This window comes from Mesorhizobium hawassense (assembly GCF_003289945.1).
GTDB classification, from domain to species: domain Bacteria; phylum Pseudomonadota; class Alphaproteobacteria; order Rhizobiales; family Rhizobiaceae; genus Mesorhizobium; species Mesorhizobium hawassense.
This window is the reverse complement of sequence record NZ_QMBP01000003.1, coordinates 409,473-431,389: the sequence shown is the minus strand read 5'-3', so window position 1 is coordinate 431,389 and position 21,917 is coordinate 409,473. Positions and strand designations below refer to the sequence as shown.

Genomic DNA, 21,917 nt, shown 5'->3' with positions numbered 1-21,917 from the left:
CGGGGTAGGCCTCACTTCAATTGTTCTTTTGCCGGAAAACGGAATTCAGGAAGCCGCTCAAGATCCCGAGGAAGAGCAGCGGCGGCAGCGACAGGAGCACGACCGAGGCGTTGAGGATGCCCCAGGGCACGTTCATGCCTTGCTGGGAGAGTTCGGACGCGACGATCGGCAGCGTCTTGGCGTTGGAGCTCGACAGCATCAGCGCGATCAGGAACTCGTTCCACACCAGCACGAAGCTGAAGGCGATGGCACCGATGAGCGAGCGCGCCGCGACGGGGAGCGCGATCCGCCAGAACACCGAATAGGCGCCGTAGCCGTCGACGAAAGCCGCTTCCTCGATCTCCTTCGGTACGCCCTGGAAGGCGGGAATCGCGAGCCACATGATCACCGAGATGGTGAGCAGCGAATAAGTGACGATCAGCGCGGGAAGCGTGTCGTAGAGACCGACCTGCAGCCAGATCACCATCAATGGAATGGCCACCGCCACCGGCGGCAGGAAGCGCAACGACAGGACGAAGAACTGGATGTCGCCGGCAAAGCGGTTCGGATAGCGCGCCACCGCATAGGCCGCCGGCAGGCCGAGCACGATGCCGATCAGCACCGCCGAGCCGCAGGCCACGATCGAATTGTAGAGCCCGGTCAGCACGCTGTCGCGGCCGAGAATGTAGCCGATATTGGCGAGCGTCGGCGTGAAGATTACCTTCGGCACGCGCGTGATGATGTCGACATTGTTCTTCAGCGCGTTGAGCGCCGTCCACACCAGCGGGAACACGGCAAGGAACCCGGCCAGCGCCAGGACGGCCTTGGCGATCAGGCGGCCCGGTCTCATCCGATACTGCTTCATGCCTGCACCCGCTTCCACAGCATGGTGAAGGTGATGACGGTGGCGATCATCATCAGCACCGCCATGGCCGAAGCGTAGGAGACCTTGCCGGATTCGATGAAGCCCTGCGAGAAGGCGTACATGTCGAGCGTCTCGGTCGCGACGCCCGGACCTCCGCGCGTCATCACATAGATCAGGTCGAAGGAACGCAGCGACTCGATCATCTTGACGAACATCAGGCTGATCAGCGGCGCCTTCAGCATCGGCAGGGTGACATAGGCGTGGATCTGCCAGCGCTTGGCGTGGTCGAGCCGCGCCGCCTCGATCGGCTGCGGCGGCAAGGTCTCGAGCAGCTTCAGCACGATGACGGCGAAGAACAGCCCCCATTGCCAGACATCGACCGAAGCGACGGCGAACAGCGCGGTGCCGGGCTTGGACAGCGGATCGAAGATCAGCCCGCCGGTGATGAGGCGATAAGGATAGGTGGCGATGCCGTAGAGCGGGTGATAGGCGAACTTCCAGACGAAGGCGGCCGAGACGCGCGGCAGCAGCACGGGGATGATGAACAGCAGGCAATAGACATTGCGCATGCGCGACGAGGCGACCTCGAACATCAAAACGCCGAGCCCGATCGCCACCACCATGGTCGCCACGACGGTGACGATCTCCCATTTCACCGAAACCCAGACGGCATTGAGGAAGCGGCGATCGGTAAAGAGATCGGCGAAGTTCGAGAACCAGACCCAGGAATAGCCGGGTGTGCTCAGTTCGCGGTTCTGCAGCGCGATGACGATGGCATAGAGCGTCGGCACCATCGACAGCACGAGCAGGATCGCGAGCGTCGGCACGAGAAAGGTGGCGGGCAGGGAAGAGCGGCGGCGCATCGGCCTGTCCTTGCTTGGGTTGGCTTCCGGGTATGAAAACCCGCGGCGCGGATCCCGGCATTCCTTCGAATGCCGTGGACCGCGCGCCGCGGGCGGGAGGATTACTTCTTCTTCACCAGCTCGTTGGCATAGGCATCGAGCTCGTTGAGGCCACCCTTGATGTCGGTGCGCGTGCCGGTGACCAGCTCTTCGAGGATGATGCCCCAGCGGTCGCCGAGATCGGGCCAGCGCGGATCCTGCCAGAAGTTCACCGCCGTCACCTTGCCGGTATCGGCCAGCGCCTTGCCGAGGTCGGCGCCATAGATATCGGCGAATTCCTTGCTGGACAGCACGCTGGTGCGGTTCAGTTCGCCGAACTGATGCGCATCGAGCCGGCGCTTCTCATTCTCTTTGGATGTCGCCCAGGCGATGAACAGGCCGGCGCATTTCTTCGAAGCATCATCCGCATTGGCCTTGGTGCCGATGGCGAGCCCATGGCCGTAGCCGCCACCCGGCAGCGGCGAGGGCGGCGGCAAGAAGCCGACCTTGCCGACCACCTGCGAGGTCTTCGGGTCCACCGCCATGCCCGACAGCGGCGTCGATTCGACCAGGATGGCGACCTGGCCGGAGAGGAAGGCGCCGGTCGATTCATCCCAGCTGCCGGTCTGCGTGCCAGGGGCCGAGTCCTTGAACAGCTTGAGATAGGCTTCCGTCGCCTTGACGGCCGCGTCCGAGTTGAAAGCCGGCTTGTCGCCGTCGAACCACTTGCCGCCATAGGCCTTGAAGAACGGCATCCAGCGCCAGACATTGGCGCCCGAGCCGCGCGCGCCGCGCAGCGCGATGCCATACATGCCCTTGTCGGCATTGGTCAGCTTCGGCACGTCGGCCATCAGCTCGTCCAGCGTCTTCGGCGGCTGGATGCCGGCGGCTTCCAGCACATCCTTGCGATAGACCATCAGGTCGCCTCCGCCGGTCAGCGGCGCGAACCAGACCTTGCCGTCATAGGTGGCGACCTTCTGCCGGCCCGGATCGAAATCGGCGAAGTCGTAGTCAGCCGGATAATAATCTGTCAGCGGGGCGATCCAGCCCGAGGAAGCGAACAGCGCCACATTGGCCTCGTCGACATAGTAGACGTTGTAGTTGCCGACGGTGGAAGCATCGGCGCGCGACTTGGCGCGACGGTCGTTCTCGTTGAGGTAATCGATCTGGAACGAGGCCCCGGAGAGCTTCTTGAACTCGTCCTTGGAGTCCTCCAGAAGCGTCAGGCCGTCGCGCGGCTGCGCCAGCACCTTGACCGGCGCGGAGCAGACTGGCGCCTGGGCAAGCGCTGCGGTTGAAACGGAAGCGGTAAGCACGAACGCTGCGCCGAGGCTGGCAGCGAGCCGATTTGAATTCATTGGTTTTTCTCCTCCAGGAACACTCGCGGAAGCGGCGGATCCTCGGGCTAAGCGACCCTCACCGTCGCCCTCGTGACCTGCCACCCGTCGCCAAAATGAGCAGTCGGGAAGAGCGAGACTAGAAGCCCCGTTGCAGCAGACCTGTACTTTTATGCATTGTGCGACGCAAAAAACTGCGCCGGCAGAGTCTGCTCGTCACACGAGTATCAGTACCGTTTGGAAAACCACCGGTCGGCCTCGATCAAGCCCGCAGCGTCAGCCGCTGCCGCGACAGTTTGCGGTAGGAGGACGGCGTCATTCTGTGCTTGCGCAGGAAGGCGCGGTTGAAGTTCGAGATGTTCATGTAGCCGACCTGGAAGCAGATGTCGGTGATCGGGATATCGGTGTCGGCGAGCAGCTTGCAGGCCTGCCAGAGCCTGAGCTTGGCGACATGGTCGCTGAACGAATTGCCGGTGTTCTTCTGGAAGAACCGCGAGAAGGTGCTCTCGCTCATGCCGGCCAGTTCTGCCACGTCCGGCAGCTTCAGATCCTCGGCGAAATGCTGGAACAGATAGGTCAGCGAGCGCTGGATGATATCGAGTGATTCCGCGTCGAGCAGCGGCGAAAAATCCGGCGACGACAGAAGCTCGTATTCGTCGGTGGCGGCCAGGAGGTCGAGCAGCTCGAGGAACAGGCGGAACCTCGCCAGCCCTTGCACCTCTCCCATCCGTTCCATCAGCTCGGCGCCGTCGAGTGCCGTCTGGCCGTGAAAAACCATGCCGCGCAGCGAGCGTTCCAGGAACGGCTCCAGCTCGCGCAGTTCCGGCAGCAGCCCGGACGAGCCGCGCAGCCGCTCGGGATCGAACTGCAGAACGATATCGCGGCCCTCGATCAGCTCGCCGGGCTGCACCGCGGTCACCCAGTCATGCGGCAGGCCGCCGCCGACGATCGTCAGATAGCCCGGACCGAACTCGCCGATATGGTCGCCGACCAGCACCACGCCCGACGATTTCCGCAAGAGATGGATTTCGTATTCGGGGTGGAAATTCCAGACATTGCGCTCCCACGGATAGTCGTCCAGCCGCCACAGGAAACTGTCGCTCGCCTCCGTCACGATGTGCTCGAAGGCGGGCACCGTGCGCGGGATCGCTGCCGTGTTCTTTCTGCGCCTGAACGGCATCCACTTCCTCCCGGCATGGCGCGCCGGCCCTGCATGCCAAGGCATCCGTAGCAGCCCGCGGGCGGCAAATGAAAGAGGCGTCGCTGATTCCGGGCTCCGCCTGGATCAATCGCTAGCCGGCCCTCGTCCCTTGCCAACATGTCGCTTTTCGTCCACAAGGCGACGCAAATGGCGCCATTTTGCGCCGTTGCGTGCGGCTTCCGGCCTTTTTGCCGATGCGCCGTGTTCTGAAAGAGCGGAACAATGTCTGCGATCGAAACCGGCGCCCTTGCGCCGGAAAACCTTTGGCGTCAGGAAATCAGGGCGACGATCGCGCTCGCCTGGCCGATGGTGCTGACCAATCTCGGCCAGACCGCCATGACCGCGACCGACGTCATGATGATGGGCCGCCTTGGCGCCGATACGCTGGCCGCCGGCGCGCTCGGCTCCAACCTCTATTTCATGCCGCTGATCTTCGGCCTCGGCCTGATGCTGGCGACATCGCCGATGATGGCGACCGAGCTCGGCCGCCGCCGCCATTCGGTGCGCGACCTGCGCCGCACCGTGCGCCAGGGCTTGTGGCTGGCGATCCTGATCTCGATCCCGATCTGGCTCTTCCTCTCGCATGGCGAAGAAGTGCTTTTGGCCATGGGCCAGAAGCCGGAGCTTGCGCATGAGGCCGGCATCTATCTGCACTGGCTGCAATGGGCGGTGCTGCCCTTCTACGGTTATATCGTGCTGCGCTCCTTCATCTCGGCGCTGGAGCGGCCGGGCTGGGCGCTGATCATCGTGTTCGTCGCGGTGGCCTGCAACGCCTTCTTCAACTGGGTGTTCATGTTCGGCAATCTCGGCGTTCGCCCGATGGGCATCGCCGGTTCGGGCCTCGCCACCTCTTTGTCCAGCACGCTGATGTTCGTCGGCCTGGCCGCAGTGGTGATGCTGGAGAAGAAATTCCGCCGCTATCGCCTGTTCGGCCGCTTCTGGCGCTCCGACTGGCCGCGCTTTCGCGGCCTGCTCCGGCTCGGCCTGCCGATCGCCGGCATCCTCGCCTTCGAGGTGACGATCTTCAACGCGGCGGCACTGCTGATGGGGCTGATCGATGCGGATTCGCTGGCCGCGCATGCGATCGCCATCCAGATCGCGTCGATCTCCTTCATGGTGCCGCTCGGCCTCAACCAGGCGGTCACCGTGCGCGTCGGCCTGGCGCATGGCGCCGGCAATCCGGAAGGCGTTTCGCGTGCCGGCTGGACCGCCTTTGTCATCGGCGTCTCCTTCATGGCGCTGATGGGACTGGTGATGATCCTGTGGCCGCATGTGCTGATCAGCGCCTTCATCGATCTCGCCGACCCGGCCAACGCCAGGGTGATCACGCTTGCCGTGTCCTTCCTGGTGTTCGCGGCCCTGTTCCAGATTTTCGACGGTGCCCAGGCGGTGGCCGCCGGCATGCTGCGCGGCCTGCACGACACCAAGGTGCCGATGATCTATGCCGCGATCGGCTATTGGGGCATTGGCCTGCCGCTCGGCGTGCTGCTCGCCTTCCATTTCGGGCTGAACGGCGTCGGCATCTGGATCGGCCTGGCGTCTGGGCTGGCCGTGGTGGCGGCGCTGCTCCTGGCGCGCTGGCTCAGGCGCGACCGCATCACGCCAGCGCTGTCGTTCGGGCATTGAGGCGGCTTACTGCTTCAGCACCGCGAGAAAATCCGGCACGTCCTTGAGCGCAGCCGCGCGCGCGGCCGGATTTAATCCCGCATGCGCGACACCGTTGTCATTGGCCGTGTAGGCCAGGCCATGCAGTTCGTGCAGCTTCTGCGCCTCATTGTCGAAGTCATGATAGGCGCCGGGATAGAGGATGAGCTTCACCTTGTCGGGATTGGCGGCGGCGAGCGTCTTGCACGGCGCGGCCGGCGTCCAGTCGTCCGCGTCGCCCATCACGATGAGCAGCGGCACGCGAGTCGCCCAGTCGCCCTTGTTGGCGATTGCCGTGCAGCCCGGATAGAAGGCGACTGCCGCGCGAAAGTCCGGCGAACCGGCCTTTGGCCTGTCCTTGGGGCGGACCGTGTAGAGCACGCTCGAGCCGCCGTTCGACCAGCCGAGCAGGCCGATGGCGTCCGGCTTCACATAGGGCAGCGTCTGCAGATAGCGGCGGGCGGCGTTCGCATCCTCGACCCGCTCTCGATAAGGCTCGACCCGCCGGTCGTCGTTTTTGCATTGCGGGCCGAGATCACGCGAGCCGTAGCTGTCGGGAAAGAGCACGACATAGCCGAGAGCGGCGAGCCGCTGCCCCCAATCGGCATGGCGCGGGCTGAGCCCTATGGTCTTGCTGCTCCACAGTCCGCTGCAGCCATGCATGGCGACGATCGCCGGAAAAGGCCCTTGTCCCTGCGGCTTGAAAAGCCTTGCGTCCAGCTTCCCCGGCTGGTTCTCGCCATCGGCCGGAATGCTGACGCTTTCCGGCTCCTGCCCGGCGGCCATGACCGGCTGAGCCAGCCAAAGGGCGAACAGGCCTGCGAGAGCGAGAAGATGTTTCGCCTGCATCGCCGGTCACCCTCCTCTGAAGCCGCGACGCGCAGAGTGGGGCTTGCCCCGACCTCCTGCAAATCACAGTTGCGTGGCGAGCGATGACGCCTAGCGGCCTGCCGTGCGCTTAAGCCGTCGCGCATACTGCGTCAGCGGAAAACACATGACGAAGAAGATCAGCGCCACCAGCCCGTAGACCTTGAACGGCTCGAAGGTTGCGTTGTTGATGGCGTTGGATGTGCGCACCAGTTCCTCGAAGCCGATGATCGAGGTCAGCGCCGTCGACTTGATCAGCTGCACCAGGAAACCGACGGTCGGCGCGCGCGTGATCGCGAAGGCCTGCGGCAGGATGATCAGCCTGAGCTCCTGCAGATAATGCAGGCCGAGGCTGGCGCCGGCGTCCCACTGGCCGCGCGGCAGCGCGTCGACGCCGCTGCGCCAGATCTCGGCGAGATAGGCGCTGGCGAAGAAGGTCAAGCCCAGCACCGCCGCCATCCACGGGTCGATTCGCAGGCCGAGCATCGGCAGGCCGAAGAACATCAGGAAGAGCTGCATCAACAGCGGCGTGCCCTGGAACAGCGCGATATAGCCCGAGGCGATCCGCTTCGCCCATTTGTTCTTGGCGATGCGGAAGAAGAGGACGATCAGCCCGACCAGCGCGCCGCCGACAAAGGCGGCGAGCGACAACAGGACCGTCCAGCGCGCGGCGAGCAAAAGGTTGCGGACGATATCCCAGAAGGTGAATTCGATCATGACACGCCTGCTCCAAGCGCCCGGCGGCCGCCGGCGACGAGCAGCCGGCGCAGCCCCATCGACAGGCCGAGATAGACCATGGTCACCACGAAATAGGTTTCGAAGGCGCGGAACGTGCGGGCCTGCAGCATGTCGGCCTCATAGGTCAATTCGCGCACCGCGATCTGCGACACCACGGCCGATTCCAGCATCATGATGACGATCTGGCTGGTCAGCGCCGGGTAGATCACCTTCAGCGCCTGCGGCAGCACGATCTTGACGAACACCTGGCGTGGCCTCAGCCCAAGCGCCAGTGCGGCTTCCGTCTGGCCGCGCGGCACGGCGTCGAGCCCGGCGCCGACGATCTCGATCGTATAGGCAGCCATGTTGAGCGTCATTGCCAGCATCGCGGCCAGGATCGGATCGAGCCGGATGCCGAGGCTGGGCAGGCCGAAGAAGATGAAGAACAGCTGCACCAGGAACGGCGTGTTGCGCATCACCTCGACATATATGCCGATCGCCAGCTGAAGCGGCTTGGGGCCGTTTCTCTTTCCCGCCGCTCCGAGGATGCTGAGAAAGGTTCCCGCGAGCGTCGTGACGGCGATCAAAAGGACCGTCGTCGCCGCGCCGCGCGCGATCGCGCCCACGGCACCCGCAAGCCAGCCGAAGTCGAGGCTGTAGCCCATGGCGATTAACCTTGTTGGAGGTGCCCCACCTAGAAGTCGGTTCGGCGCCTGTTACGGCGCCGAACCGATCGGCATCAATCCTTGAGGTTGTCGGGATTGAGCGGCGTCTTCAGCCAGGCCTTGGAGCTCTCGTCGAGCTTGCCGTCGGCCAGCATCTTGGCGACCGCATCGTTGACCGCCTTCTTCAGCCGGTCCTCGTTCTTGTTGAGGCCGATATGCGAAGGCGAGGTCAAAAGCTGGAACTTCTGCTCCGGCTGCAGCGCGTCCTGCTTGGCCAGCACCTGGGCGCCGACATCGTTGCCGACCACCATCAGCTGCGTCTGGCCGGAGATGAAGGCCTGGATGACGGAGTTGTAGTTGTCGAAGCGGCGTATGTCGGCCGAAGCGGGCGCCGCCGCGGTCAGCGAGGTGTCCTCCAGCGTGCCGCGGTTGACGGCGATCGACTTGTCGGCGAGGTCTTCCTTGCCTTTGACAGCCGTCGCCTTCGGGCCGATGACGGCGATGTAATAGGGCGCGTAGGCGGCTGCGAAATCGATCACCTGCTCACGCTCCTTGGAGTAGCCGACGCTCATCAGGATATCGACGCGCTTGTCGGTGAGATAAGGGATGCGGTTCTGGCCGGTGACGCTGACCAGGTTGAGCTTCACCTTCAAGGAATCGGCGATCGCCTGCGCCACGTCGATGTCATAACCCTTGATGCTCATGTCGGCGCTGGCCGAGGAGAAGGGGGGGAAATCCGAGAAGATACCGACATTGATGGCGCCGGCCTTGGTGATGTCGTCGACGGCGTCGGCCTTCGCGGCCTGGGTGGCGAGACCGAAGCCCGCCGTGGCGAGCATCATCGCCGCGGCGATGGATGACTTGAACTTGGCATGAAGTGTCATTGTGGTTCCCCTGCTGGAAGCTTGTTGTTGAAACCGGCCGCCGGCTCCAGCGCGGCGGCCGCAATGGCGAGAGCAATTCCAGGCAAAGTGGTTTTCCGTCCGGAATCGCTTGCTTGGTGTCAGCCCCTCTTGATCGCTGGGCTGAACACCATCAGGCTCAGGATCTCGAACAGAACCTGGGCGCCGACATGGGCGGTGTTGGTGGTCGCGTCATATTGCGGCGCTACCTCGACGACGTCGCCGCCGACGATGTTGAGGCCCTTAAGGCCGCGCAGCAATTCGAGCACCTCGCGCGTCGTCAGACCGCCGACTTCCGGCGTGCCGGTGCCCGGCGCGAAGGCCGGATCGATGCTGTCGACGTCGAAGGAGATGTAGGTCGGGCCGTCGCCGACGATTTTCCGAGCCTTCTCGATGATGGCCGGGATGCCGAGGCCGGTCACCTCCTCGGCATGCACGACGGTCATGCCGGACTCGTAGGTGAATTCCCACAGATACTCGGCCGCGCCGCGAATGCCGATCTGGATGGTGCGGGTCGGATCGAGCACGCCGTCCAGCACCGCGTTGCGGAACGGGCCGCCATGGTGGAACTTGGTCAGGTCGAACAGCCCGCTGGTGTCGCAATGGGCATCGATATGGATCATGCCGACCGGAGCCTTCTTGCCGACCGCCTTCAGGATCGGATGGCTGATCGAATGGTCGCCGCCGACCGAGAGCGGCAGCACGCCGGCATCGACGATCTGGTTGGTGCGCTTTTCAATGTCCTCATGGCTGATCTCCAGCCGGTAGCGGCTGCGGAACGGCGTGTCGCCGATGTCGGCGACACGAAGCTCATGCGTCGGCGCGCATTCCAGCACATGGTTGTAGGGGCCGATGCGTTCGATGGTGCGCAACGCGCGTGGCCCGAAGCGCGAGCCCGGGCGATTGGTGACGCCGAGATCCATCGGCACGCCGATCATCGCCACCTGCAGGTCGCCGAAATCCGGGTTCTCGGCGGCGATTTCGCGGTAGGGCGCGGCGAGGAAGGTCGGGATGCCCGAATAGGGCGCAAGGCGCGTGCCCGACTTGTTGAAGATCTTGTCGGCGACCTTGCGGAATTTGGGGTCGAACATCTCGCCGCCATGGCTCTCGCCATATTTGCGGCGCAACGCTTCGAGCTTGCCGCGATCGTAACCCATGTCCGATCCTCCTCTGCTTGCTGCCCGCACGGACGGTTTGCCAAGCCAGCCTGTTGTCCGGCCGGATCGTTCCCTGCGGATTTCACGTCTCTTGAAAGCTGTTCCGGGTAAAAGTGTCGGGCAGCCGCATTGAAAAATCAATTGATATTGTTAGGGTCTTTGCTGTGAGAAAATCTCACAAAGTAGGAGCTCGCCATGGCCAAGCGCCTGCCGCCGTTGAACCCGCTGCGCGCCTTCGAGGCCACGGCGCGACATGCCTCGCTGACCAAGGCGGCGGGTGAGCTGAACGTCACCCACGGCGCCATCAGCCACCAGATCAAGGCGCTGGAGCAGTCGCTCGGCGTGAAACTCTTCGAGCGCACCGGTCAGCGCGTCAAGCTGACGCCGCATGGCGCGGAATTCCTGCCGGCGGTCTCGGCCGCCTTCGACGGCATCGCCGCCGCTACCCAGCGCATGACCAGGCCGGCGAGCGCCGGCGCGCTCTCGGTATCTTGCGTGCCGGCACTGCTGCTGCTCTGGATGACGCCGCGGCTCGGCTCCTTCACCGCGCAATATCCCGACATCCAGCTGACCCTGATCCCGTCCAACGAGGCCCGCGATATCCGCGCCCCGGAGATCGATGTCTGCGTGCACTATGGCGACGGCAGCTGGACCGATTGCTGGATGCGCAAATGGTCAGGACTGGAGCTCTTTCCCGTGGTCAGCCCGACGCTGATCAACAACCGCCCGATCCGCGGCGTGCGCGACCTTGCCGATCACGTCTTCCTGCATGGCGACGACGGCCGCGAATGGCACACCTGGCTGGCCGCCGCCGACGCGCTCGATCTGGAGCGGGGCCGCCGCCATCATCTGGGCGACGCGCGGATGGCGACGGAGGCCGCCGTGCACGGCCATGGCGTGGCGCTCGGCGATTCCGTGACGGCGCGCGCGCTGCTTGCCAGGGGCATGCTCGTCGCGCCCTTCACTTTGTCGGTGCCGGCGGTCGACGACTTCTACGTCGTCTGCCGCAACGAGATGCGCTCGGCGCCGATCGTCCAGCTCTTCATCGACTGGCTGTTCGCCGAGAAGGAGCAGGACGAGGGGCGCGCCGACGCGCCGGTGGCCGGCCGTGTGCCCAGCCGCAGGAAACGTCCGGCGCTCAAGGTGATAGGGGCCAAAGCAATTCCAGGAAAAGTGTGAAGCGGTTTTCCGTCTGGAATTGCGTCAAAACAAAAAAGCAGCGTCTTGATGGCTGGACTTGCGTAGCTGCTTTTTGTCGGGCCAGCTTGCAAAGCAGCAGGCGCGTTCGGAAATACGGTGCTAAGAGGCAGTTGGCTGAGGCAATTCCAGGAAAACCGTGCGGCGGTCTTCCGTCCGGAATTGCCAGAAACAAGAACTTGAGGCGTGACGCCCGCGTTTCCGTGCGTTGTGCCTTATGGATGAGCGAGCATGGCAAAGACCGATATAGCGCGGCGCGTCTATAACCACACCTGGAAGCTGGACCCGATCGTCCGCAGCCTGCTGGACACCGACTTCTACAAGCTTCTGATGCTGCAGATGATCTGGGGCATGTATCCCAAGGTCGACGCCACCTTCTCGCTGATCAACCGCACGACTTCGGTGCGTCTGGCCGACGACATCGACGAGGGTGAATTGCGCGAGCAGCTCGACCACGCCCGCACCTTGCGCTTCTCCAAGAAGGAAATGATCTGGCTCGGCGGCAACAACTTCTATGGCCGCAAGCAGATTTTCGAGCCGGAATTCCTGGCTTGGCTGGAGGATTTCCGCTTGCCCGCCTACGAGCTTTTCAGGCGCGACGGCCAGTACGAACTCTCCTTTCCCGGCCCCTGGATGTACACCACGCTTTGGGAAATTCCGGCCTTGGCCATCATCAACGAGCTGCGCTCGCGGGCCGCGATGCGCTCCTACGGGCCGTTCGCGCTCGACGTGCTCTATGCCCGCGCCAAGGCCAAGATGTGGGCCAAGACCGAGCGGCTGAAGGCGCTGCCCGGCATCCGCATTTCGGACTTCGGCACCAGGCGCCGCCACTCGTTCTTGTGGCAACGCTGGTGTGTCGAGGCGCTGAAGGAAGGCATCGGCGAGGCCTTCACCGGCACCTCCAACGTGCTTCTGGCCATGGACAACGACCTCGAAGCTTTGGGCACCAACGCGCATGAGCTGCCGATGGTGTTCGCGGCGCTTGCCAATTCAGAGGAGGAATTGCGCGAGGCGCCCTACAAGGTGCTGCAGGACTGGCAGCGCTACTATGGCGGCAATCTCTTGATCGTGCTGCCCGATGCCTTCGGCACGGATTCCTTCCTGCGCGATGCGCCGGACTGGGTCGCCGACTGGACCGGCTTCCGTCCCGACAGCGCCCCGCCGATCGAGGGCGGCGAGAAAATCATCGACTGGTGGCGCAAGAAGGGCAAGGACCCCAAGCAGAAGCTGCTCATCTTCTCCGATGGTCTGGAGGTCGAGACCATCGAGGAAACCTACCGGCATTTCCGCGGCAAGGTGCGCATGTCCTTCGGCTGGGGCACCAACCTGACCAATGATTTCGAAGGCTGCGCCCCGACCGAAACCGACAGCCTCGACGCGATTTCGCTGGTCTGCAAGGTGACGGAGGCCAACGGCCGGCCGGCGGTGAAGCTCTCGGACAACCCCGCCAAGGCGACGGGGGATGCCAGAGAGATCAAGCGGTATCTGCGGATCTTTGGCGAGAAGGGGCGGGTGGAGCAGCTGGTGAAGGTGTGAGGGGCGACATCTAGCCTGGCATCGCCACGCAGGACAGCAAAGTTGGATAGGTCGAGTTCCTTCGCGCCCCCCTCTGTCCTGCCGGACATCTCCCCCACAACGGGGGAGATTGAGCTGTCATCCCCGCTTTCGCCAATCTCCAGCGTTGCAAGAAAAGCGCCGGCGCCGAAACCGCCGATCTCCCCCCTTGTGGGGGAGATGTCCGGCAGGACAGAGGGGGGCGCCGTAGAGCGCCAACTTGCCGGATTGGCCTTGGCAGCTGCTACGTGTGCTCTCCCCACCCTCGCCTTAGCCCACGCCTCCGATCGCGGCCACGTGCTCCTTCTCCCCACCGGCTACTACCTCGCCGGCGGCGCGCTTGCCGTGGCCGCCAGCTTCCTTGTCCTCGCGCTGCTACCGCCCGCCGCCCTCGACAATTTCTGGCGCAAGCGCCTGCCGCTCCTAACCCTCAGCGACCACCCACGCACCATCGTCAGCCTGCTTTCCTTTGCCGGCTTTGCGATCCTCATCGCCGCCGGCCTCTTCGGCAGCCGCGACCCGCTCTCGAACCCTCTCCCGCTGGTGATCTGGACGCTGCTCTGGGCCGGCTTCACCCTGCTGCAGGGCGTCTTCGGCGATCTCTGGTCATGGCTCAACCCGTGGTACGGACCTTGGCGCGTCGTTATCCGGCTTGTCGGTGAACGGCGGAGCGAGAACCAACCGTCAAGTCTGCTCTCGTGGCTCGGCTACTGGCCGGCCTTCGCGCTGTTCTTCGCCTTCGCCTGGTTCGAGCTGATCGATCCGGCGCCCGACGATCCCGCTCGCCTGGCTTTCGCGGCCGGCATCTATTGGCTGGCGAGCTTCATCACGATGCTCATCTTCGGCTGCGACGACTGGAGCAAGCGCGGTGAATTCCTCACGGTCTTCTTCTCGATGGTCGCGCGCTTCGCGCCCGTCGAGCGCCTCGGCGGGCGATTGAGCCTCTGCTGGCCTGGCGCCAAACTGCTTGCGGCCAAGCCGCTGCCGCCTGGTGGCACGGTTTTCCTCTTGCTGGCCCTGTCATCGGTATCCTTCGACGGGCTGTCGAAAACCTTCTTCTGGCTCGGCCTCTTCGGCGTCAATCCGCTGGAATATCCCGGCCGTACCGCGCTGATCGGCATCGGCAGTTTTGGTCTCGTGCTGACTTTCGTCCTGCTCGCGGCCGTGTTCGGTTTGACCGTCGTTCTTGGCCAGCGCCTCGCCGACGATAAACATTCTTTCGGCGAGGCGGCCGGCCTTCTGGTCTGGTCGATCGTGCCGATCGCGCTTGCCTATCACATCGCGCATTACCTCACCGTTCTGCTGGTCGACGGCCAGTACGCGCTGGTGGCCCTCTCCGATCCCTTCGCGCAGGGCTGGAACCTGTTCGGCACCGCCAATAGGATGGTCGAAGCGGGCGTCGTCGCCGGCGCCCAGTCGGCCTGGTGGCTGTGGAACATCCAGGCCGGTGTCATCATCGCCGGTCATGTGCTGGCGGTGCTCGTCGCGCATGGCCTTGCCTGGCGTCTGCACCAGCAGCCGGCGCGCGCCGCCCTCAGCCAGCTGCCGCTAACCCTGTTGATGATCGCCTACACGATCTTCGGCCTTTGGTTGCTTGCCACACCGGCCGCGGGATGACACGGGCCGCCTCCGATGCCGTCGGGTAAAGCTTGCTTGCCAAGCCCAATCTTTGGTGATTTAGTTTGTACACATCCAATTTTCGCATCCTCCGATCGAGGGGGATCGAGCCGCCTTATCGCTGGTCAAAACTGAAAAAACAGGGGAACCGACATGGCTGACAAGAACGGATTTTTCGACCTCTCCAAGACCACGCTGTCGCGCCGCACCGCGCTGAAGGGCATCGCGGCCGGCGCCGGCCTTGCGCTCGCGCCCGGCTTCGTCCGCTACAGCCAGGCGCAAAGCTCGGCGCCGATCAAGATCGGCTTCCAGTCGCACCGCACCGGCATCGGCGCCGCCTATGGCCGCTGGTACGAGAAGACGAGCGCCGCCGCCGTCAAGGCGATCAACGGGGCCGGCGGCATCAGCGGCCGCCAGGTCGAGCTCGTCATCGAGGATGACGGCACCGATCCCGCCCGCGGCGCCGAGGTGGTGGCCAAGTTCGCCAAGCAGCACAAGACCGACATCGTCTTCGGCACTTTGTTCTCGCATGTCGTTATCGGTTCCGCGCCAGCCGCCGGCGAGAACAAGATCCCCTATTTCGTGGTCAGCGAAGGCCACCACGTCGCCTCGACCAAGCTCAACCGCTACGTCTTCCAGCCCGGCATCACCGACGTGAAGAGCCAGATCCAGTCGATGGCGCCGTGGATCGCGGCCAACGCCGGCAAGAAGGTGACGCAGATCTTCCCCGATTTCGCCTTCGGCTACGACCATCGCGACTACCTGCCGCCGGCGCTGAAGGCGCAGGGCGCCGACGTCATCGCCCAGATCGCCATCCCGCCGACGGAAAGCTCTTTCACCAAATACTTCCCGCAGATCCCGGCCGAGACCGAAGTGATCTACCACGTCATGGTCGGCCCGGCCGTGCTCACCTTCGTCAAGGAGCTCGGCGAGTTCTACGGTTCGCAGCGGCCGCAGCTCTTCGGCTTCATGGACTCGCTCGAGGCCACCGACATCAACAGCCCCGGCCTCGAATTCCTCGACGGCAGCCATTTCTGGGAAGGCTCACCGCGCTACGCCCAGGCCGACGACTCGGCCGCGCAGAAAGCCTACCGCGCCGCCGTCGGCATCGACGACAATGGCGCGGCCGTCGGCGATCCCAAGGACGTCTCCACCGCCTCGCATATGTTCGGCTGTTGGGAAACGCTCTACGTCGTCAAGAAGGCGATGGAAGATGCTGGCTACAAGGGACCCGAGGATCGTGCCAAGCTGGTCGAGGCGACCGAGGCGCTGAAGGAATTCGCCGAAGGGCCGGAGCATCCGCAGGGTCCCAAGACGTTCAACGGAAAGATCCACCAGTGTTTTGGTATCCAGAACATCTCGAAAGTCGAAGGCGGCAAGCTCAAGGTCGTCCACAAGACCAAGATCGAGGATGGCCTCTACGAGGCTGAGGGGGATTACACGACGCAGGCGCTGTGAGTTTAGCTGCTCCTGCAAACGTGAGTGCCAAGGCACCCTCCTCTGGCCTGCCGGCCATCTCCCCCGCAAGGGGGGAGATCAGCAGTTTACGCGGCGGCGCCTATCTGGCGACTTTGGCGATTGGCGAAGCCTGCGGAGACATCCAATCTTCCCCCTTGCGGGGGATATGCCCGGCAGGGCAGAGGGGGGTGCCTCGCGCATCCCTCGGTGCCTAGCCCCATGCATTTCGGTCCCCATCTCCTCCTCGCCGCCCTCGAAGGTCTTGTCACCTCCGCCGTGCTGGCGCTGACGGCGCTTGGCCTGTCGCTGGTGTTCGGCGTCATGCGCGTCGTCAACGTCGCGCATGGCGAGTTCTTCATGCTGGGCGCGGTGCTTGCCTGGGCGATCTCGACGGCGATCGCCGGTCATCCGGCGGTCGGCTTCGTCGCGGCGCTGGCGATCGCGCCGCTGCTCGTCGGGCTGGTCGCGCTGATTGCCGAGCGGCTGGTGCTGCGCCGGCTGAACTACAATCCGGAAGGCACCATCGTCGCCACCATCGGCATGCTCTACATCATCCAGCAGCTGGCGCTGACCTTCTATGGTCCCGAGGCCCGCCCGGTCGAACCGCCTTTCAGCTACCGCATCCTTTTGCCGTGGTTCGGCTACTCCGGCTACAAGCTGTCGGTCGTTGCAGCCTCCGCCATTCTGCTGGTGATCACCTGGCTGGTGCTGACCCGCACGAAAATCGGCCTGATCATGCGCGCCACGCAATATGACCGTGAGACGGCGCAAGCCTTCGGCATCCCGGTCGAGCGCGTCTATGCCGGCGTCTTCGCCGTCGGCGCCATGCTGGCGGCGATCGCCGCGGTGCTGATCGTGCCGATCAGCCAGGCGCATTACCTGATGGGACAGGACCCGCTGCTCCTGTCCTTCATCGTCGTCATCATCGGCGGCCTCGGCTCGCTGCGCGGCACCGTGGTCGCCGCCATCCTGATCGGCCTTTCCGACGGCATCGTCTCGATGTTCTTCTCGCCGACCCTGGCCAAGATCATCGCCACGCTGGTGGTCGCCATGGTGCTGGTGTTCCGGCCGCAGGGCCTGTTCGGAACCACGCAGCGATGAGGGATGCTTCGCCGGCAAAGACCTACGCCCTGCATATCGGCGTCATCGCGCTTCTCTTCGCGCTGAACTTCGTCCTGCCGGACTATCACCAGGGCCTGTTCGCCCGCATCATGGCGCTCGCGGTCTTCGCCATGGGTTACAATCTGCTCTTCGGCTATGTCGGCCTGCTCAGCCTCGGTCACGCCATGTTCTTCTCGGCCGGCCTCTATGGTGCGGGCTTGACCGTCCATCACCTCGGCTGGGGCGTGCCGGAAGCCTTCATTGCCGGGGTCGCCTGCGGCGCGCTGCTGGCCTTGGTCATCGGCCTGCTGGCGCTGCGCACCACCGGTGTGGCGTTCTTGATCGTCACGATGATGTTCGCGCAGGTCTTTTATTTGCTCATCCTCTATTTCGCCGCCTGGACTGGCGGCGATCAGGGCCTGGTCATCCAGCAGGCGGCGAGGGTGGTCTCGATCGGCGGCGCCTCGCTCGACCTGACCAATCCCACCGTGCGCTACATGAGCGCGCTGGCGATGTTCGCGATCGTGCTGCTCATCACGCTTGCGATTGTGCGCTCCCGCTTCGGCCGCGTGCTGGTCGCCATCCGCGAGAACGAGGAGCGCACAAAAATGCTGGGCTACGACACGGGCGCCAACAAGCTTGCGGCGGTCGTTGCCTCAGGCGCCATCTGCGCGGCGTCCGGCGCTGCCTATGCTCTGCTGTTCGGCTATGTCGGCTCGAGCTTCGCTGGCGTGCAGTATTCAATCCTGCCGCTGCTCTGGGTGCTGCTTGGGGGCGCCGCGACGACGCTCGGGCCGCTCGTCGGCACGCTGTTCATGTACTATGTCACCGACATCACCAGCGGCTTCACCTCCGCTTATCTGCTGATCGTCGGCGTCGCGCTCATACTGCTGGTGCTGTTCTTCCCGAAGGGCATTCTGGGCAGCATCCGCCAACGCTGGCTGGGGTGGCTGCCATGATGCCGCTGCTCACCACCAAGGGCCTGTCGCGGAATTTCGGCGGGCTGCGCGCCGTCGACGGCGTCGACTTCGCGCTGATGCCGGGTGAGATCCGCGCGATCATCGGCCCCAACGGCGCCGGCAAGACCACCTTCGTCAGCCTGCTCTCGGGCCGCATTCGGCCGTCCGCCGGTATGGTCGTCTTCGATGGCGCCGACATCACAACCATGCCGGCCTACAGGAGGGTTCGGCTTGGCGTTGCCTACACTTTCCAGATCACCAGCGTCTTCGCCAACCTCACCGCCTTCGACAATGTCGCGCTGCCGGTGCAGCGCACGCTGACCGACGGCCGCTCGAAGGGACAGGTGAGGAACGGCGTCATGGCAGCGCTGGAGCGCACCGGCCTTGCCGATCGCGCCGGCACGCTGGCCGGGCAACTGTCCTATGGCCACCAGCGCCTGCTGGAAGTGGCGATGGGCCTGGCGCTGAAGCCGCGTTTGCTCATCCTCGACGAGCCGACGCAAGGCCTGGCCGACAGCGAGATCGATAATTTCATCACCTTGGTGCGCGAGATCGCCAAGGACGCAACCGTGCTTTTGATCGAGCACAACATGCCGGTCGTCATGCAACTCGCCGACCGCATCACCGTCTTCAATTTCGGGAAGATCCTCGCCGAGGGCACGCCGGAGCAGATCCGCGCCAACGGCCAAGTCCAGGACGCCTATCTCGGAGCGACCCATGACTGACACGGGATTGCTCGCCATTTTCGGACTCGACTGCTTCTACGGCGAGGTCCAGGTGCTTCACGGCCTCGACCTCGTCCTGAACAAAGGGGAGGTGCTGTGCCTGTTTGGCCGCAACGGCGCCGGCAAGACGACGACGCTGATGGCGATCATGGGCCTGGTCCCGGCAGCAGCCGGCTCGATCAAATTGGATGGCAAGGAACTGACCGGGCTCGCCGCGCATGACGTGCCGAAGGCCGGCGTCGCATACGTACCGCAGGGCCGGCGGCTGTTCGCCGAAATGAGCGTGGCGGAAAACATCGAGATCGGCCTGATGGCCCGCGGCAAGGGCAAAGCCGTGCGGGAAAACGTGCTGGACCTCTTCCCGCTGCTGCGTCAGCGATTGAAGCAGCGTTCGGGCACGCTGTCCGGCGGCGAGCAGCAGATGCTGGCCATGGCGCGTGCGCTCTGTCTGGAACCGCAAGTGCTGTTGCTCGACGAACCGACCGAAGGGCTGATGCCCTCGATGATCGCGAAAATCCGCGAGACGGTGACGAAGCTGCGCGAGCTCGGCGTCTCGACCATCCTGGTCGAGCAGCGTGTCGACGCCGTGCTCTCGGTCGCGGATAGGGTTTGCTTCATCGAGAACGGCCGCAACCGCGAGACGGTCGATGTCGAAGCACTGCGGGCGGACCCGTCGGCGGTGCGAAGGTATGTTGGTGTGGGCTGAGGCCCCTGAAATTGCCGCAGCCTCGAAATTGGCGGGCGTGGCGCCGCGTCAGGTTGTTCCTCGCCCCACGTAAGTGGGGAGAGGTGGCTCGGCGAAGCCGAGACGGAGAGGGGAGCGCCCTACGAAAGCCCCCGCTCCGGCCGCTTCGCGGCCACCTCTCCCCCGCTTTGCGGGGGCGAGGAACCCAGGACAATAGGAACAGCGCCAATGTCTTTCGGCTCACCCGAAAAACAAAAACCCGGCGATCAAAAACGTCGGAATCAGCACAACGCCCGACCACGCCATATAGCCGAAGAAGCCGGGCATCTTCACGCCGCGATGCCGGGCGATGGCGTAGACCATGAAGTTGGGCGCGTTGCCGATATAGGTGTTGGCGCCCATGAACACCGCGCCGGCCGAGATCGCGGCGAGCGTCGAGGCGGCCTCGGTCATCAGGTGCCTGGCATCGCCGCCGGCCAGCTCGAAGAACACCAGATAGGTCGGCGCGTTGTCGAGGAAGGACGAGAGCGCTCCGGTCAGCCAGAAATAGGCAAGCTCGTTAGGTCGGCCGTCGGCGGAGGTGACCAATGCCACGAGCGGCGCCAGCGCGCCGTCATGGCCGGCTCGCAGGATGGCGATGACCGGCACGATGCAGATGAAGATGCCGGCAAACAATTTCGCCACCTCGGCGATGGGTCCCCAGGTGAAGCCGTTCGCCTCGCGATGGCTTTTGTAGGAGACGCGGAGCGACAGGAAGGCCAGCGCCAGGATGATCGCATCGCGCACCAGGTTCTGCAGCTCCAGGCTGACGCCCGGCACGGAAAGGCTGATGCCTGGTTTCCAGCTCGCCGAAAGCAGGATCGCGCCGATCACGCCGGCGAGCAGCGGCAGGTTGGCGAGGCCGCGCAGGCGCACTTTGGAATCGGGCGTCGGGTCCTTGATCTTCGGCATGCCGGCTTCGCGGCGGTGCAGCACGATATCGAGCGTCAGGAAGACGACGAGCACCAGCCCGCCGGTGAAGAGCGTCTCGCGCCACAGGTTCGCGGTCGTCCAGAAGAAGTCCACGCCGCGCAGGAAGCCGACGAACAAAGGCGGGTCGCCGAGCGGCGTCAGCGAGCCGCCGATGTTGGAGACCAGGAAGATGAAGAAGATCACGACATGCGCGTTGAACGGCCGGTTGTCGTTGGCGCGCAGCATCGGCCGGATCAGGATCATCGAGGCGCCGGTCGTGCCGATGACCGAGGCAAGCAGGGCGCCGATCAGCAGCAGCCCGGCATTGGTGAGCGGCGTGCCGTGGATGTTGCCGGCGAGCAGGATGCCGCCCGAGATCGTGTAGAGCGCGAACAACAGGATGATGAAGGACAGATATTCGGTGAGCAGCGTGTGCAGTACCGCTTCCCCTGCCGCCGGAAGCCCGAAGGCGATCGCCAGCGGGGCGACCACCAGCACGGCCCAGGCAGCAGCGATTTTGCCGTAGTGATGTTCCCACACATGCGGGAAGAGCAGCGGCCCGGTCGCGATTGACAACAGCAGGCCGGCAAAGGGCAGCCCCCACCAGAGCGACATGGCGGCGCCGGGTAATTCGTGGATTTCGGCGGCGAAAGCAGGTTGCGGAAGCGCAAGAATGAGTGCGGCAGTTATGCCCGCCGCAAACACTTTCGCAAATGTCGTGAAGCCCCCTCGCTGCCTCACCGTGGCGTCAATCCGCCGAATGGTCTTCGAGCGTCACGCCGGCTTCGTGCATCCGCTTCAGCATCGCCTCGACCGAGCCGTTGAGGTCGATGCCGCGGCAGGCATCGAGCCGCACGGTCGTCCTGAAACCCTGCTTCACGGCGTCGAGCGCCGAGAAGGCTACGCAGAAATCGGTGGCGAGACCGACCAGGGTGACGGTGTCGATGCCGCGTTCCTTGAGGTACCCGGCAAGGCCGGTTTGCGTCGAATGATCGTTCTCGAAGAAGGCCGAATAGGAATCGATCGCGTTGCGGAATCCCTTGCGGATGACCAACTCGGCCTTGGTCCAGGCAAGCCCGGAATGGAAATCGGAACCGAGGCTCCCCTGGATGCAGTGATCCGGCCACAGCGTCTGCGGCCCGTAAGGCATCTCGATCGTCTCGAAGGCCTGCTTGCCCGGATGGCTGGAGGCGAAGCTCGAATGTCCGGCGGGGTGCCAGTCCTGCGTCAGGATCACATGCTCGCTGCGCCGGATCAGGTCGTTGACCAACGGCACGATCTCGTCGCCGCCGGCCACGGCAAGTGCGCCGCCGGGGCAAAAATCGTTCTGCAGGTCGATGACGATGAGCGCTTCTTCGGCCATGCGGTTCCCTCTCGTTTCGGCTTGGGGCAGCCGTCCAAAAGCCGCTGACGCGACCGGACACGGAACCTTGACCAGATGGCCCGCGGCGTCAA

At 64.4% G+C, this 21,917-nt stretch carries 20 protein-coding genes; 9 read left to right on the top strand and 11 right to left on the bottom strand.

Going from position 1 to position 21,917, the window contains the following annotated elements:
• Positions 1-16: 16 nt before the first annotated feature.
• From DPM33_RS09315 to DPM33_RS09300, 4 genes are all read right to left on the bottom strand, one after another.
• Entirely contained in the window at positions 17-829 is an 813-nt protein-coding gene (locus DPM33_RS09315) for a carbohydrate ABC transporter permease (RefSeq protein WP_112097297.1), read from the bottom strand.
• 11 nt (positions 830-840) lie between these two features.
• Positions 841-1,707 carry a carbohydrate ABC transporter permease gene (locus DPM33_RS09310; RefSeq protein ID WP_112097100.1) on the bottom strand — a complete coding sequence of 289 codons (867 nt, stop codon included), beginning with the start codon at positions 1,705-1,707 and terminating at the stop codon, positions 841-843.
• 101 nt (positions 1,708-1,808) lie between these two features.
• Entirely contained in the window at positions 1,809-3,083 is a 1,275-nt protein-coding gene (locus DPM33_RS09305; protein ID WP_112097099.1) for an ABC transporter substrate-binding protein, read from the bottom strand.
• Positions 3,084-3,324: 241 nt separating this feature from the next.
• On the bottom strand, positions 3,325-4,242 hold the full coding sequence (locus DPM33_RS09300) for an AraC family transcriptional regulator (protein ID WP_112097098.1): 918 nt from the start codon (positions 4,240-4,242) through the stop codon (positions 3,325-3,327).
• Between the two features lie 243 nt (positions 4,243-4,485).
• Here DPM33_RS09300 and DPM33_RS09295 point away from each other — a divergent pair, with 243 nt between their 5' ends.
• A complete protein-coding gene (locus DPM33_RS09295) occupies positions 4,486-5,889 on the top strand; it encodes an MATE family efflux transporter (RefSeq protein WP_112097097.1) in 1,404 nt (467 codons plus the stop codon).
• A gap of 6 nt (positions 5,890-5,895) precedes the next feature.
• Here the strand turns inward: DPM33_RS09295 and DPM33_RS09290 are convergent, their stop codons facing one another.
• The 5 genes from DPM33_RS09290 to speB form a co-directional block, all read right to left on the bottom strand.
• On the bottom strand, positions 5,896-6,756 hold the full coding sequence (locus DPM33_RS09290) for a dienelactone hydrolase family protein (RefSeq protein ID WP_112097096.1): 861 nt from the start codon (positions 6,754-6,756) through the stop codon (positions 5,896-5,898).
• A 90-nt stretch (positions 6,757-6,846) separates the two neighbouring features.
• Positions 6,847-7,491, bottom strand: coding sequence for an amino acid ABC transporter permease (locus tag DPM33_RS09285; RefSeq protein ID WP_112097095.1), 645 nt, complete (start codon positions 7,489-7,491; stop codon positions 6,847-6,849).
• Positions 7,488-8,156, bottom strand: a complete 669-nt coding sequence (locus DPM33_RS09280; RefSeq protein ID WP_112097094.1) for an amino acid ABC transporter permease — start codon at positions 8,154-8,156, stop codon at positions 7,488-7,490. The genes DPM33_RS09285 and DPM33_RS09280 overlap by 4 nt, the downstream gene beginning before the upstream one ends.
• Before the next feature lie 74 nt (positions 8,157-8,230).
• Positions 8,231-9,040, bottom strand: coding sequence for a transporter substrate-binding domain-containing protein (locus tag DPM33_RS09275; protein ID WP_112097093.1), 810 nt, complete (start codon positions 9,038-9,040; stop codon positions 8,231-8,233).
• A gap of 119 nt (positions 9,041-9,159) precedes the next feature.
• Positions 9,160-10,215, bottom strand: coding sequence for an agmatinase (speB, locus tag DPM33_RS09270; protein WP_112097092.1), 1,056 nt, complete (start codon positions 10,213-10,215; stop codon positions 9,160-9,162).
• Between the two features lie 195 nt (positions 10,216-10,410).
• Between speB and gcvA the strand changes: the two genes are divergently transcribed.
• The 8 genes from gcvA (at position 10,411) to DPM33_RS09220 (ending at position 19,532) form a co-directional block, all read left to right on the top strand.
• Positions 10,411-11,394, top strand: a complete 984-nt coding sequence (gene gcvA, locus DPM33_RS09265; RefSeq protein ID WP_112097091.1) for a transcriptional regulator GcvA — start codon at positions 10,411-10,413, stop codon at positions 11,392-11,394.
• A gap of 249 nt (positions 11,395-11,643) precedes the next feature.
• Entirely contained in the window at positions 11,644-12,948 is a 1,305-nt protein-coding gene (gene pncB / locus DPM33_RS09260; RefSeq protein WP_112097090.1) for a nicotinate phosphoribosyltransferase, read from the top strand.
• 198 nt (positions 12,949-13,146) lie between these two features.
• On the top strand, positions 13,147-14,583 hold the full coding sequence (locus DPM33_RS09250; RefSeq protein WP_112097089.1) for a hypothetical protein: 1,437 nt from the start codon (positions 13,147-13,149) through the stop codon (positions 14,581-14,583).
• 153 nt (positions 14,584-14,736) lie between these two features.
• A complete protein-coding gene (locus tag DPM33_RS09245; RefSeq protein ID WP_112097088.1) occupies positions 14,737-16,041 on the top strand; it encodes an ABC transporter substrate-binding protein in 1,305 nt (434 codons plus the stop codon).
• Positions 16,042-16,260: 219 nt separating this feature from the next.
• Positions 16,261-17,142: a branched-chain amino acid ABC transporter permease gene (locus DPM33_RS09235; RefSeq protein WP_112097087.1), complete on the top strand. Its 882-nt coding sequence runs from the start codon at positions 16,261-16,263 to the stop codon at positions 17,140-17,142.
• Positions 17,139-18,101, top strand: coding sequence for a branched-chain amino acid ABC transporter permease (locus DPM33_RS09230; RefSeq protein WP_112097086.1), 963 nt, complete (start codon positions 17,139-17,141; stop codon positions 18,099-18,101). Before DPM33_RS09235 ends, DPM33_RS09230 begins: the two co-directional genes overlap by 4 nt.
• A complete protein-coding gene (locus tag DPM33_RS09225) occupies positions 18,098-18,826 on the top strand; it encodes an ABC transporter ATP-binding protein (protein ID WP_112097085.1) in 729 nt (242 codons plus the stop codon). The genes DPM33_RS09230 and DPM33_RS09225 overlap by 4 nt, the downstream gene beginning before the upstream one ends.
• Positions 18,819-19,532, top strand: coding sequence for an ABC transporter ATP-binding protein (locus DPM33_RS09220; RefSeq protein ID WP_112097084.1), 714 nt, complete (start codon positions 18,819-18,821; stop codon positions 19,530-19,532). The genes DPM33_RS09225 and DPM33_RS09220 overlap by 8 nt, the downstream gene beginning before the upstream one ends.
• A 219-nt stretch (positions 19,533-19,751) precedes the next feature.
• Here DPM33_RS09220 and DPM33_RS09215 read toward each other — a convergent pair whose 3' ends face one another.
• Positions 19,752-21,077: a sodium:proton antiporter gene (locus tag DPM33_RS09215; protein ID WP_245442057.1), complete on the bottom strand. Its 1,326-nt coding sequence runs from the start codon at positions 21,075-21,077 to the stop codon at positions 19,752-19,754.
• 133 nt (positions 21,078-21,210) lie between these two features.
• Positions 21,211-21,825 (bottom strand): bifunctional nicotinamidase/pyrazinamidase, encoded by a 615-nt coding sequence (pncA, locus tag DPM33_RS09210; protein ID WP_112097083.1) that lies wholly within the window; start codon positions 21,823-21,825, stop codon positions 21,211-21,213.
• Positions 21,826-21,917 lie beyond the last annotated feature (92 nt).

Excerpts from the sequence above, each read along its gene's own strand:
- DPM33_RS09245 (WP_112097088.1), top strand. The coding sequence starts at position 14,737 with ATGGCTGACAAGAACGGATTTTTCGACCTCTCCAAGACCACGCTGTCG.
- DPM33_RS09225 (WP_112097085.1), top strand. The coding sequence starts at position 18,098 with ATGATGCCGCTGCTCACCACCAAGGGCCTGTCGCGGAATTTCGGCGGG.
- DPM33_RS09300 (WP_112097098.1), bottom strand. The coding sequence starts at position 4,242 with ATGCCGTTCAGGCGCAGAAAGAACACGGCAGCGATCCCGCGCACGGTG.
- gcvA (WP_112097091.1), top strand. The coding sequence starts at position 10,411 with ATGGCCAAGCGCCTGCCGCCGTTGAACCCGCTGCGCGCCTTCGAGGCC.
- DPM33_RS09275 (WP_112097093.1), bottom strand. The coding sequence starts at position 9,040 with ATGACACTTCATGCCAAGTTCAAGTCATCCATCGCCGCGGCGATGATG.
- DPM33_RS09290 (WP_112097096.1), bottom strand. The coding sequence starts at position 6,756 with ATGCAGGCGAAACATCTTCTCGCTCTCGCAGGCCTGTTCGCCCTTTGG.
- DPM33_RS09250 (WP_112097089.1), top strand. The coding sequence starts at position 13,147 with ATGTCCGGCAGGACAGAGGGGGGCGCCGTAGAGCGCCAACTTGCCGGA.
- DPM33_RS09295 (WP_112097097.1), top strand. The coding sequence starts at position 4,486 with ATGTCTGCGATCGAAACCGGCGCCCTTGCGCCGGAAAACCTTTGGCGT.
- DPM33_RS09310 (WP_112097100.1), bottom strand. The coding sequence starts at position 1,707 with ATGCGCCGCCGCTCTTCCCTGCCCGCCACCTTTCTCGTGCCGACGCTC.
- DPM33_RS09220 (WP_112097084.1), top strand. The coding sequence starts at position 18,819 with ATGACTGACACGGGATTGCTCGCCATTTTCGGACTCGACTGCTTCTAC.
- speB (WP_112097092.1), bottom strand. The coding sequence starts at position 10,215 with ATGGGTTACGATCGCGGCAAGCTCGAAGCGTTGCGCCGCAAATATGGC.
- DPM33_RS09280 (WP_112097094.1), bottom strand. The coding sequence starts at position 8,156 with ATGGGCTACAGCCTCGACTTCGGCTGGCTTGCGGGTGCCGTGGGCGCG.
- DPM33_RS09215 (WP_245442057.1), bottom strand. The coding sequence starts at position 21,077 with ATGTCGCTCTGGTGGGGGCTGCCCTTTGCCGGCCTGCTGTTGTCAATC.
- pncB (WP_112097090.1), top strand. The coding sequence starts at position 11,644 with ATGGCAAAGACCGATATAGCGCGGCGCGTCTATAACCACACCTGGAAG.
- DPM33_RS09305 (WP_112097099.1), bottom strand. The coding sequence starts at position 3,083 with ATGAATTCAAATCGGCTCGCTGCCAGCCTCGGCGCAGCGTTCGTGCTT.
- DPM33_RS09230 (WP_112097086.1), top strand. The coding sequence starts at position 17,139 with ATGAGGGATGCTTCGCCGGCAAAGACCTACGCCCTGCATATCGGCGTC.
- DPM33_RS09285 (WP_112097095.1), bottom strand. The coding sequence starts at position 7,491 with ATGATCGAATTCACCTTCTGGGATATCGTCCGCAACCTTTTGCTCGCC.
- DPM33_RS09235 (WP_112097087.1), top strand. The coding sequence starts at position 16,261 with ATGCATTTCGGTCCCCATCTCCTCCTCGCCGCCCTCGAAGGTCTTGTC.
- pncA (WP_112097083.1), bottom strand. The coding sequence starts at position 21,825 with ATGGCCGAAGAAGCGCTCATCGTCATCGACCTGCAGAACGATTTTTGC.
- DPM33_RS09315 (WP_112097297.1), bottom strand. The coding sequence starts at position 829 with ATGAGACCGGGCCGCCTGATCGCCAAGGCCGTCCTGGCGCTGGCCGGG.